This window comes from Curtobacterium sp. MCPF17_031, from assembly GCF_003234035.1.
GTDB lineage: Bacteria > Actinomycetota > Actinomycetes > Actinomycetales > Microbacteriaceae > Curtobacterium.
Window position 1 is genome coordinate 136,139 of record NZ_QKSG01000009.1, and the last position, 11,394, is coordinate 147,532.

General features: G+C 70.2%; 12 protein-coding genes. 3 read left to right on the forward strand and 9 right to left on the reverse strand.

Annotated elements, in window-relative coordinates; genetic code table 11:
• Nucleotides 1–11: 11 nt before the first annotated feature.
• The 6 genes from DEJ31_RS13505 to rplU all read right to left on the reverse strand — a co-directional run bounded on the left by DEJ31_RS13505 (nucleotide 12) and on the right by rplU (nucleotide 4,617).
• The gene (locus DEJ31_RS13505; RefSeq protein WP_110903974.1) at nucleotides 12–212 is read right to left on the reverse strand and encodes a hypothetical protein; all 201 of its coding nucleotides are present in this window, start codon (nucleotides 210–212) and stop codon (nucleotides 12–14) included.
• Between the two features lie 41 nt (nucleotides 213–253).
• The gene (locus DEJ31_RS13510) at nucleotides 254–1,534 is read right to left on the reverse strand and encodes a glutamate-5-semialdehyde dehydrogenase (RefSeq protein WP_111122116.1); all 1,281 of its coding nucleotides are present in this window, start codon (nucleotides 1,532–1,534) and stop codon (nucleotides 254–256) included.
• Between the two features lie 68 nt (nucleotides 1,535–1,602).
• Nucleotides 1,603–2,403: a glutamate 5-kinase gene (proB, locus tag DEJ31_RS13515; RefSeq protein WP_110904032.1), complete on the reverse strand. Its 801-nt coding sequence runs from the start codon at nucleotides 2,401–2,403 to the stop codon at nucleotides 1,603–1,605.
• Between the two features lie 5 nt (nucleotides 2,404–2,408).
• Entirely contained in the window at nucleotides 2,409–3,956 is a 1,548-nt protein-coding gene (obgE, locus tag DEJ31_RS13520) for a GTPase ObgE (RefSeq protein ID WP_111045170.1), read from the reverse strand.
• Between the two features lie 85 nt (nucleotides 3,957–4,041).
• Nucleotides 4,042–4,293, reverse strand: a complete 252-nt coding sequence (gene rpmA, locus DEJ31_RS13525; RefSeq protein ID WP_110903977.1) for a 50S ribosomal protein L27 — start codon at nucleotides 4,291–4,293, stop codon at nucleotides 4,042–4,044.
• 15 nt (nucleotides 4,294–4,308) lie between these two features.
• Nucleotides 4,309–4,617: a 50S ribosomal protein L21 gene (rplU, locus tag DEJ31_RS13530; protein ID WP_110903978.1), complete on the reverse strand. Its 309-nt coding sequence runs from the start codon at nucleotides 4,615–4,617 to the stop codon at nucleotides 4,309–4,311.
• Between the two features lie 176 nt (nucleotides 4,618–4,793).
• Here rplU and DEJ31_RS13535 point away from each other — a divergent pair, with 176 nt between their 5' ends.
• Entirely contained in the window at nucleotides 4,794–5,081 is a 288-nt protein-coding gene (locus DEJ31_RS13535; RefSeq protein WP_111045169.1) for a DUF4031 domain-containing protein, read from the forward strand.
• A 66-nt stretch (nucleotides 5,082–5,147) separates the two neighbouring features.
• On the opposite strand, the gene DEJ31_RS13540 is transcribed toward DEJ31_RS13535, so the two are convergent.
• Together DEJ31_RS13540 and DEJ31_RS13545 are read right to left on the reverse strand one after the other, a co-directional pair.
• Complete coding sequence (locus DEJ31_RS13540; RefSeq protein WP_111045168.1) at nucleotides 5,148–5,660, reverse strand: hypothetical protein; 513 nt, start codon at nucleotides 5,658–5,660, stop codon at nucleotides 5,148–5,150.
• Nucleotides 5,661–5,847: 187 nt separating this feature from the next.
• Nucleotides 5,848–8,997 (reverse strand): Rne/Rng family ribonuclease, encoded by a 3,150-nt coding sequence (locus tag DEJ31_RS13545; protein ID WP_111122117.1) that lies wholly within the window; start codon nucleotides 8,995–8,997, stop codon nucleotides 5,848–5,850.
• A 327-nt stretch (nucleotides 8,998–9,324) separates the two neighbouring features.
• Between DEJ31_RS13545 and DEJ31_RS13550 the strand changes: the two genes are divergently transcribed.
• Together DEJ31_RS13550 and DEJ31_RS13555 are read left to right on the forward strand one after the other, a co-directional pair.
• Nucleotides 9,325–9,930: a vitamin K epoxide reductase family protein gene (locus tag DEJ31_RS13550; RefSeq protein WP_110903981.1), complete on the forward strand. Its 606-nt coding sequence runs from the start codon at nucleotides 9,325–9,327 to the stop codon at nucleotides 9,928–9,930.
• A 103-nt stretch (nucleotides 9,931–10,033) separates the two neighbouring features.
• The gene (locus DEJ31_RS13555; protein ID WP_111122118.1) at nucleotides 10,034–10,900 is read left to right on the forward strand and encodes a thioredoxin domain-containing protein; all 867 of its coding nucleotides are present in this window, start codon (nucleotides 10,034–10,036) and stop codon (nucleotides 10,898–10,900) included.
• Between the two features lie 61 nt (nucleotides 10,901–10,961).
• Here the strand turns inward: DEJ31_RS13555 and ndk are convergent, their stop codons facing one another.
• A complete protein-coding gene (gene ndk / locus DEJ31_RS13560; RefSeq protein WP_110903983.1) occupies nucleotides 10,962–11,381 on the reverse strand; it encodes a nucleoside-diphosphate kinase in 420 nt (139 codons plus the stop codon).
• Between the last annotated feature and the right edge of the window lie 13 nt (nucleotides 11,382–11,394).

An 11,394-nucleotide genomic window follows, 5' to 3' on the forward strand; every position in this document is an offset into this window, starting at 1 on the left:
CGGGTGGCGGATCAGATCTTGGAGTGGCCGAACTCGTCCACACCGGTCTCGTGCTGCCGGGTGGCCTGGAACTTGTGCGAGTGGCGGTAGGCGACGTCGCGGAAGCTCCACGTGACGAAGCCGAGGAGGGTGAAGACGCAGGCCGCGACGATCGGGAAGACGATCGCGGGGACGCCGGCCGCATGTTCTGCGGCTTCAGCGAGGAGTGACATCTGGCAGTGCTCCGATCGATCGAGGAAGACTCCAGACCATCCTAGCCGCGGATGTGTCCTTGCCCGCGCACGAGCCACTTGGTGCTCGTGAGTTCAGGCAGCCCCATCGGGCCCCGCGCGTGCAGCTTCTGCGTGGAGATCCCGACCTCGGCGCCGAACCCGAACTCCCCGCCGTCCGTGAACCGAGTCGACGCGTTCACCATCACGACCGCCGAGTCGACGCCCGCCAGGAAGTGCTCGGCCGTGTCGACGTCGTTCGTGACGATCGACTCGGTGTGGTGTGTGGACCATTGCGCGATGTGCGCCATCGCCGCGTCGACGTCGGGCACGACACGGATCGAGAGATCGAGGTCCATCGACTCGGTGGCCCAGTCGGCCTCGGTCGCACGCAGCACCCCGGGGACGATGGTCCGGGTGGCGTCGTCGCCCCGCAGGGTCACGCCGGCGGCCCGGAGGCGGTCGGCCAACACCGGCAGGAGCCGCTCGGCCGCCCGCTCGTGCACGAGCAGCGTCTCCAGGGCGTTGCAGACGCTCGGCCGCTGCACCTTGCTGTTGAGGACGATGTCCACGGCACGGTCGACCGGTGCCGACTCGTCCAGGAAGACGTGCACGACCCCGGCGCCGGTCTCGATGACGGGCACCTGCGACTCGGTGACGACGGTCTGGATGAGGGAGGCGCTGCCGCGCGGGATGAGCACGTCGACCAGGCCGCGGGCTCGCATGAGACCGGTCGCTCCGGCGCGTCCGAGCGGGTCGATCGTCTGCACGAGCTCGCGCGGCAGCCCGACCGAGGCGATCGCGTCCTGGATCCGCCGCACGAGCACGGCGTTGGTGCGGAGCGCCGCCGACCCGCCGCGGAGGACCACGGCGTTGCCCGACTTCAGCGCCAGGGCGGCGATGTCGACGGTGACGTTCGGACGTGCCTCGTAGATGGCGCCGACCACCCCGAACGGCACCCGCACCTGCGCGAGCTGCAGCCCGTTCGGCAGGACCGAGCCGCGGACGTGCTCCCCCACCGGGTCGGTCAGCCCCACCACGTGCTCGACCGCGTCGGCCAGAGCGTCCACGCGGTCGACGTCGAGACGCAGTCGGTCCAGCAGGCCCGACGACAGTCCACCGTCCTGACCCGCGATCAGGTCTTCGTGGTTCGCGGTGACGATCTCCGCCGTCCCGGCGCGCAGCCCGAGGGCGATCGCCCGCAGGGCGGCGTCCTTGACGGCCGTCGTCGTGGTCGCCAGCACCGTCGCGGCCGCGCGGGCAGCCGTCAGCGTGTCGACGAGCGGCGTACCCGCCTGGGCCTGCGCGGGAGCGGTGAGGGACATGACCCGATTCTAAGTCGGCGGCGCCTCTGTGACGGGAGGCGTGCCTCCCGTCCGACGGGCCGCCCCGGTCAGGCGCGTGGTGCGGCCCGGAACCAGGTACCGACGTGCTCCCCACCGAGCGCACGGTCGACGAGGGCCGTCGCCGTGACGAGCACGGACGTGCCGGCCTCGGCCGCGAGGCGGGCGGCCGCGACCTTCGTGCCGGCTCCCCCGGTACCGACCCCGGCAGCACCGATCGAGCCGAAGGTCACCCCCGCGAGCTCGTCGCCGAACGGGACCTCGTCGATGCGGGTGGCACCGGGCTGCTCCGGCGGCTTCGTGTACAGGGCTTCGACGTCGGACAGCAGCACCAGGGCGTCCGCCTCGACCTGCCGGGCGACGAGCGCGGCGAGCCGGTCGTTGTCACCGAACCGGATCTCGTGGGTGGCGACCGTGTCGTTCTCGTTGACGATCGGCAGCACCCGGAGTTCGAGCAGCCGGTTCATCGCCCGCCGCGCGTTTACCCGGTGCGTCGGGTTCTGCAGGTCACCCGCGGTGAGCAGGACCTGCGCCGCCGTGACCCCGTGCCGGTCGAGTTCCTTCTGGTACCGGAAGACCAGCACCGCCTGCCCGGTGGCGGCGGCGGCCTGCTGCGTGGCGAGGTCCTCCGGCCGTCCCTCGAGCCCCAGGAACGGGAAGCCGGTGGCGATGGCGCCGGACGACACCAGGACGACCTCGGTCCCACGACGGTACGCGCCGACCAGGGCGTCGACGAGCGGGCCGATCTGCGACGCGTTGTCCCCGCTGACCGAGGACGAGCCGACCTTGACCACGATCCGTCGGGCGCGCGGGATGTCCGCGCGCTCCGCGACGGTGTTCGGTCCGACCACGGCGCTCAGTCGCGCTCGGACGTCGTCGGCTCGACCGGGTCGGACTCGGCGTCGTCGTCGTCCGCCCACAGACCGGCGATCCGCTCCTGCTCGAGCTCGGCACGTGCGGCGGCCTTGCCGTCCATCCGCTCGAAGTAGTCCGAACGACGCTCGTTGCGCGTCGGTCGGGCGTTGAGGTCGAGCCGGGAGTCCGTCCCGCGAGCGCTGGTGATGAGCTCCGCGGTGGAGGTCAGGGTCGGCTCCCAGTCGAAGATCATGCCGCCGTCGCCACCGATGACCACGGTGGACCCGGCGACGGCTCCGGCCTTGAACAGGCCGTCCTCGACCCCGAGCTTGGCGAGCCGGTCGGCCAGGTAGCCGATCGCCTCTTCGTTGGTGAAGTCGGTCTGCTGCACCCAGCGCTCCGGCTTCGCACCACGGACCCGGTAGAAGCGGTGCTCCTCGCCGCCCTCGGCACGCACCGTGAACGGCTTCTCGTTGACGGCCTTCGGACGGAGCACGATGCGCTCGACCTCGGGCTCGGCGGCCCGCTCGGCACGGGCCTGCTCGACGACGTCGGCCAGGGCGAAGGTGAGCTCACGCAGGCCCTTGTGCGACGCGGTGGAGATCGGGAACACGCGGTAGCCGCGGGACTCGAACTCGGCGGTCACGAACGCCGCGAGTTCCGCGGCGTCGGGCACGTCGATCTTGTTGAGCGCGATGAGCTGCGGGCGATCGAGCAGCGGGACCTGCCCCTCGGGGACCGGGTACTGCTCGAGTTCGCGGAGGATCACGTCGAGGTCGCTGATCGGGTCACGGCCGGCGTCGAGCGTGGCGCAGTCGATCACGTGCAGCAGGGCTTCGCAGCGCTCCACGTGACGGAGGAACTCGAGGCCGAGCCCCTTGCCCTCGGACGCGCCCTCGATCAGACCCGGGACGTCGGCGACGGTGAAGCGCGTGCTGCCCGACTCGACGACGCCGAGGTTCGGGGTCAGCGTCGTGAACGGGTAGTCGGCGATCTTCGGCTTGGCAGCCGAGATCGCGGCGATCAGCGACGACTTGCCGGCGCTCGGGTACCCGACCAGGGCGATGTCCGCGATGGTCTTCAGCTCGAGGCTGACGTCGCCGCTCCACCCGTCGGTGCCGAGGAGCGCGAAGCCGGGGGCCTTGCGCTTGGTAGTGGCGAGCGCGGCGTTGCCGAGGCCACCCTGGCCGCCGGGACCGACGACCACGCGGATGCCCGGCTCGGTGAGGTCCGCGAGCACGTCGCCGTTCTCGTCGTACACGACCGTGCCGACGGGGACGGGGAGCTCGAGCGTGTCACCGCTGACCCCGCTGCGGTGGTCGCCCATGCCGGGCTGGCCGTTGCGGCTGGAGCGGTGCGGTGAGCGGTGGTACCCGAGCAGGGTGGTGACCTGCGGGTCGGAGACGAGGACGATGTCGCCGCCGTCACCGCCGTTGCCGCCGTCGGGGCCCGCGAGGGGCTTGAACTTCTCGCGACGGACGGACACGCAGCCGTTGCCGCCGTTGCCTGCCGTGAGGTGCAGCGTCACGCGGTCGACGAACGTCGCCATGGGGTCACTCCTGTAGGTGTTCGGGAAATGCAGAAGAGGGGCAGGCACACGGCCCGCCCCTCCCGCTGAAGCTGATCGTCAGCGACTACGCGTTGACGATGTTGATGACCTTGCGGCCACCCTTGGTGCCGAACTCGACCGCACCGGCCGAGAGGGCGAACAGCGTGTCGTCGCCACCGCGGCCGACGTTGGCGCCCGGGTGGAAGTGCGTGCCGCGCTGGCGGATGATGATCTCACCGGCGTTGACGACCTCGCCACCGAAGCGCTTCACGCCGAGGCGCTGTGCGTTCGAGTCGCGACCGTTGCGAGTGGAACTCGCACCCTTCTTGTGTGCCATGTCTCTGCTCCCGCCTTATGCGATCTTGGTGACCTTGACGCGCGTGAGATCCGCGCGGAAGCCCTGGCGCTTCTTGTAACCGGTCTTGTTCTTGAACTTCTGGATGACGACCTTCGGGCCGCGGAGGTCGGCCAGGACCTCGGCGGTGACCGTCACGTTCGCGAGCTCGGACGCGGCGGAGGTGATCTTGTCCCCGTCCACGAGGAGCACCGGCGCGAGGTCGATGTTGCCATTGTCGTCGGCCTTGATGCGGTCGATGGTGATGATCGAGCCGACCTCGACCTTCTCCTGACGGCCGCCGGCGCGCACTACTGCGTAAACCACGTGGAATCCTTACGTAACTCTGCTTGAGGGAAGTCTCGGGTGCCCACTTCTGCGCGAGCGCCCTGGGTTGCCCCGGGACGATCGGCGACGCAGGCAGAACGGCCCGCTGACACCAGGGATCGAGAATACTCGATCCGACCAGGCGGGTCAAACGCCGACACACGTACCATGGGGGGATGACCGTGTTGATCGATCCCCCGGCCTGGCCCGCACACGACACGCTCTGGTCACACCTGGTCAGTGACTCATCCTACGACGAGCTGCATGCCTTCGCCGACCGGGCGGGGGTCCCACGGCGCGCGTTCGACCACGACCACTACGACGTGCCGCAGGACCGGTACGCCGAACTCGTGGCCTCCGGGGCCGCCCCGGTGACCGGGCGCGAGCTGGTGCTGCGCCTCATCGCCAGCGGACTCCGTGTGCCGCAGCGCGACAAGCGGAAGACGGCGCGCGACCAGGACTGACCGCGGCACCGGGAACGTCGACCGGATCCGTCACCGGGAGGGCACACACGGGCGTGTCGCGGGACGTCAGCGCGGATGCCGGCCGACCCACAGCCACGCGGCCGAAGCCGACCCGAGCAGCATCAGGGTCATCGGCAGCCCGAGTTGCAGCGGCGTGGTGACGACGTCGACGAGCAGACGCCCGAGCCCCTGCCCCACGCTCCCCTGCTGGACGGCGTCGTGGACCGCGGTGACGATGCCGACCAGGGCGAGTGCCACGGTGCCCGCAGCACCCGCCAGGACGCTCCGCAGGAGCACGACGGGCAGCGGGGCACGCGGCACCACCGGCACCAGGAAGGCCAGCACCAGGAAGGCCGCGAGGGCGAACGGGGAGCGCGCGACGAAGACGTTCTGCACGAAGGCCTCGACCAGGCTCGTCCCACCGTGGCTCCGGAAGGGGCCGACGATCGTGCTCGTGCCGAGCAGCCCGATCAGGCCCGCCAGGAACTCGACCAGGACGACGCTGACCACGGTGATGGCCGCGCCCGTCGTGGCGACGATGGAGACCTCGGGCGCGAGGACGGACGTGGCGACGGGCACGCCGGCCCGACCAGACCCAGCCCGAGCAGAACCAGCACCCGAACCGGCCCGACCAGGACCGGCCGGATCCAGCGGGGGCACCGCCGACGGGGGTGCCCCCGGCGGTGGTACGGCTCCCCAGCCCGTCCGGGGCTGGTCATGACCCGGTACCGGGTCACGACCAGCCGGACGCTGCTCGTCCGTCACATCACTGCCCGAGGATGACGGTGCCGTCGTCCTCGGTGGCCGTCGGGTTCGCCGGGGCGCTGATGCTCCCCGACGAGACACGACGCGAACGCGCACGACCCTGGCCGGGCTGCTTCGGCTCCGGCAGCGCCTGCAGCACCGAGTCGAGGAGGGACTCCGCCGCTTCCTCGCTCACCCGACGCGGCTCGCGCTTGGCGACGCCGACCGGGATGTCGAGGATGGCGACGGTGGTGTCGGCCGGCGTGACCGGGGCCGACGAGCTGACCCGACGGCGACCGGCGGGACGCTCCTTCGGCGCCACCTCGGCGGCGGGCTGCTCAGCGACAGCCGCGGCCGACTGCGCCGGTGCCGACTCCGGACGCGTTGACCGCGTGTGGACACCCGTCGTCGTCCCCGGGAGCACCGCCTCCGGGGCGGGCGTCGCGAGCGACGTGTGCTGCTCGGCGGACCCCTGCTGCGCGTCACTCGACGCCTGCTGCGCGTCGCTCGACACCTGCTGCGCGTCGCTCGACACCTGCTGCGCGTCACCGGCCCGGCTGCCACGACGGCGACGACGCTTCGAGCCACCGGTGGGCTCACTCGGCGCCTCGGCCGCGGGGGCGACCGGCGACGTCGGCGACGCCGCCGTGACCGGCGACGCGGCACCGGCGACGCCGGTGACCGGCACGTCGGACTGCTCGTGCGGGATGGTCGACGCGGCGATCCGCGACAACGCGTGCTTGACGTCGTCGGTGATCTGGTGCGCCTGCGACGACTTCGACTCGGCCGCGACGGCGTTGCCGTTCGTGCCTCCACCGTTGCCGTTGCCGCCACGGGCCTTGCGGCGGCCCTTGGTCGGCCCCGGGTCCGCGTTGTTGTCGTTGACCTGCGCGTTGACCTCGTCGAGCGACTCGCGCAGACCGACACCGATCTTCTTGCGGGTCATCTGCACGAGGCCGAGCGAGGTGACCTCGGCCACCTGGTGCTTCGTCCGGTCGCGGCTCAGGCACTCCATGAGGCGACGGAGCACGAGGTCCCGGTTCTCCTCGAGCACCATGTCGATGAAGTCGACGACGATGATGCCGCCGATGTCCCGCAGACGGAGCTGGCGGACGAGTTCCTCGGCGGCCTCCAGGTTGTTCTTCGTGACGGTCTCCTCGAGGTTGCCCCCGGAGCCGACGAACTTCCCGGTGTTGACGTCGACGACCGTCATGGCCTCGGTGCGGTCGATCACGAGCGAACCACCGGAGGGCAGCCAGACCTTGCGGTCGAGGGCCTTCTCGATCTGCTCGTTGATCCGGTACTCCTCGAACGAGTCCGGGCCCTGGTAGAGCTCGACCCGGTCCTTGAGGTCCGGCGCGACCGCACTGAGGTACTCGTCGATGGTCTGTCGAGCGGACTCGCCGTCGATGATGAGCTTCGTGAAGTCCTCGTTGAAGACGTCACGGACGATCTTCACCAGCAGGTCCGGCTCGGAGTGCAGCATGACCGGCGCCTGGCCGCTCTGGACCTTCTTCTCGATGGCCTCCCATTGGCTGGTGAGGCGCTGCACGTCGCGCGTCAGCTGGTCCTCGGTGGCACCCTCGGCGGCCGTGCGCACGATGACGCCGGCGTGCTCGGGGAGGACCTCCTTGAGGATCTTCTTGAGACGGGCGCGCTCGGTGTCCGGCAGCTTGCGGGAGATGCCGTTCATCGAGCCGTTGGGCACGTAGACCAGGTAACGGCCCGGCAGGGACACCTGGCTGGTCAGACGCGCGCCCTTGTGGCCGACCGGGTCCTTCGTGACCTGCACGAGCACCTTGTCACCCGGCTTGAGCGCGGCCTCGATGCGACGACCGTGGCTGGTGTCGACCGAGTTCCAGTCGACCTCGCCGGCGTACAGGACGGCGTTGCGACCGCGGCCGATGTCGACGAAGGCGGCCTCCATCGAGGGCAACACGTTCTGCACCTTGCCGAGGTAGACGTTGCCGATGAGCGAGACGTTCTGCGACTTCGTCACGTAGTGCTCGGCGAGGACGCCGTCCTCGAGCACGCCGATCTCGATGGTCGAGGAGCTCGACCGCACGATCATCTGGCGGTCGACGCTCTCGCGGCGGGCCAGGAACTCGTCCTCGGTCACGACCTGGCGACGACGTCCGGCGTCACGGCCGTCACGACGGCGCTGCTTCTTGGCCTCGAGACGGGTGGAGCCCTTGATGCGCTGCGGCTCGGTGATGAGCTCGGGCTCGCGGCGACGCGGTTCGGCCTGCTCGCGGTCGCTGCTGCTGCCCCGGCGGCGGGTGCGGCGGCGGCTGCCACCCTGCTCGTCGCGGTCCTCGTCATCCCAACGGTCAGAACGGTCGACCCGATCGGTGCGCTCGTCGCGCTCCGGGCGGTCGTCGCGGTCGTCACGGTCGGACCGGTCGTACCGGTCCGAACGGTCGTACCGGTCGCTCCGGCCGGAGCGGGAGCCGCGTCCCGAGCGCTCGGCTCGGTCCGGACGGTCGTACCGGTCGCTCCGATCACGGTCACGGTCAGATCGGGCGGGCAGCTCCGGCAGCACCGGGGCGTGGAAGATCAGGCTGAGCGTGCTGGTCGCCTTCGGGACGAACGGCTCGGCCGGGGCCGACGCCGCGTCCGGACGGGAGGCCCGTCGCGCCTCCGGCACGTCGCTCGCGTCCGCCGCGCCCTGCGTCCCGACCTCGTCCTGGCCGACGGCCGGCAGGTCACCGGTCAGGGTGCTGACGTCCTCCGGCGCGGTTCCCGCACCCGAGGCGGCTTCCACCACGACGGAGACCGTGCCGGTCGCGGTGTCGACCACGACCTCGACGGTCTCCGAGTCCGGCGACTGCTCGACCTCGGTCGTGTCGCTCACGTCTGCCTCGGCGGTGTCGGTGACGTCAGCGGTGTCGCTCACGTCGGCACCGTCGGAGGCGTCGACCGTGTCCGCGACATCGAGCGCCTCGACCACGTCGGACGACCGGTCGGGATCGAGCTGCTCGTCGGACCCGACCTGCTCGTCGTACTCGACCTGCTCGTCGGACCCGACCGTCTCGACGGCGTCGGTCGACGTGTCGGACGGGTCAGGCGCCTCCAGGCCGCCGGACCGGGCGCGACGGCCGCCGAAGAGGCGGGTCCGGCGCTTCGGCGCGTCGTCGGTGTTCTGGTTCTGGTTCTCGTTCTGCTCCACCATGGACTGGTGCACTCCTCGACCCCGCACGCACCCGGTGGGTGGCGGGAATTCTCTCGTATCGGTGCGGGCGGCGACTCCGCCCCCGCGCTCGCTGCTGTCAGTGACCGATCCGGCGTCTCGTCCACGCCCGGTCGTCGTGGGCACCCGGCTCACGGCGGCTCGGCGTCGGAGGTGACGCGTCGTCCGGTCACGGTGCTCTGTCACAACACCATCACGTCCGGGCGGTGGCCCGGCAAGTTCTCGTCGTCGCCCGGATCGGCCGGGTGACTGGTCCATCATCGCACGCGGTCGCGGAGAACGCCGGGAGCCTCGTGCGAAGATGACGCCGTGAGTTCGACGCCTGTTGCTCCCCGCCGTCCCGTCGCCGTCGCGATCCTGTTGCTCGTGACCGGACTGGTCGGGCTGTACGCGGCGTTCAGTCTGGTGCTCGACGAGTTCGCCAAGTACGAGAACCCGCAGAAGGTGCTGACGTGTGACGTCAGCCCCTTCCTCAACTGCTCGAACGTCATGACGACGTGGCAAGGGCACCTCTTCGGGTTCCCGAACCCGCTGTTGGGGATGATGGGGTTCGTGGCACCGATCGCCGTCGGCATCGCGCTGCTGGCAGGGTTCCGGGGTACGAAGTGGTTCTGGACGCTGTTCAACGCCGGGCTCTTCCTGGCCTGGGTCTTCGTCACCTGGCTGTTCACCCAGACCGTCTGGTTCATCGGGTACCTCTGCCTCTGGTGCATGCTCGTCTGGGCCATGACGATCCCGCTGTTCTGGATCTTCACGATCTGGAACCTGGCGAAGGGGAACCTGCCGTTCGGCACCGGGGGACGACGGATCGGCCGAGCGCTCCTGCCGTTCTGCTGGGCGTTCCCGCTCGCGAACTACCTGTTCATCGTCGTGGTGATCCTCGTTCAGTTCCCGACGCTCCTGACCACCCTCTGAACTCCGCGACTGAGCCCACGGTGGTGACGTGTCACCTGATTCCTGGGGTCTTCCCAGCACATGGGCCCGGTCCCGGCGGTCGGAGCCGTTACGCTCGATCCCGATGAGCGACAACGAGAGCAAGAAGGCGCGCCGCAACGCCGCGCGCGAGCGTGCCCGCGAGGCCCGCCAGAAGGAGCAGGCCCGCCGACGTCGGAACAAGACGTTCCTGATCAGCGGCATCATCGTGGCGTCGCTCGCGGTCGTCGCGATCGTCGTGCTCGTGGTCGCGAACTCGATCCAGCCCGTCGGGCCCGGACCGAAGAACATGGCGAGCGACGGCATCGTGCTCACGGGGCAGAACGGCAAGATCGTCCCGGTCGAGACGAAGGGCATCCCCGAGGGTGGGAAGCCGACGGCCACGAAGCAGGACGACTCGGTCGCGAACATCACCGTGTACGAGGACTACATGTGCCCGATCTGCAACCAGTTCGAGACGGGCAACATGTCCCAGATCAAGCAGTGGGTGCAGGACGGCACCGCCACGCTCGAGGTGCGCCCGTTCAACCTGCTCGACCGCGCCTCGCTCGGCTCGAAGTACTCGACCCGCTCGGCCGCCGCGGCCGCCTGTGTCGCGAACTACGATCCCGACGCCTTCCTCGACGTCAACAGCGCCTTCTACGAGAACCAGCCGTCGGAGAACACCCGCGGTCTGACGAACGACAAGCTCGCCGACATCGCGAAGAAGGCCGGCGCGACGAACGCAGAGGTGCAGTCCTGCATCACCGACCAGCGGTTCGCAGGCTGGGTCGCCGACGCCACGAACCGTGCGCTCACCGAGCCCCTGCCGAACTCCGACCTGCCGAAGCTGACCGGGACTCCCACCGTCCTCGTGAACGGCAAGCAGTACAACGGAACCGGCACCAACGCCTGGTCCGACGCCCAGGCCTTCGCCTCCTTCGTGGAGCAGAACGGCGGCTCCGGCAAGTAGTCGCCGGCACGACGACGAAGGCCCCCGCACTCGAGAGTGCGGGGGCCTTCGTCGTACCGGATCAGGCGAACCAGAGTCCGAGCTCACGGGCGGCGGACTCCGCCGAGTCCGAGCCGTGCACCAGGTTCTGCTGGACCTTGAGACCCCAGTCGCGGCCCAGGTCACCACGGATGGTGCCGGGAGCGGCCGAGGTCGGGTCGGTGGTCCCGGCGAGCGAGCGGAACCCAGCGATGACGCCGTTGCCCGCGACGCGCACGGCGACGAGCGGACCGGACTGCATGAACTCGACGAGCGGCTCGAAGAACGGCTTGCCCTGGTGCTCTTCGTAGTGGCTGTCGAGCAGGTCGCGCGGCGCGGTCAGCATCTTCAGGTCGACGATCTCGTACCCCTTCGCCTCGATGCGGCGGAGGATCTCACCGGTGAGCTGGCGGGCGACGCCGTCGGGCTTGACGAGGACGAGGGTCTCTTCGAGTTCGGACACAGCGGGACTCCCT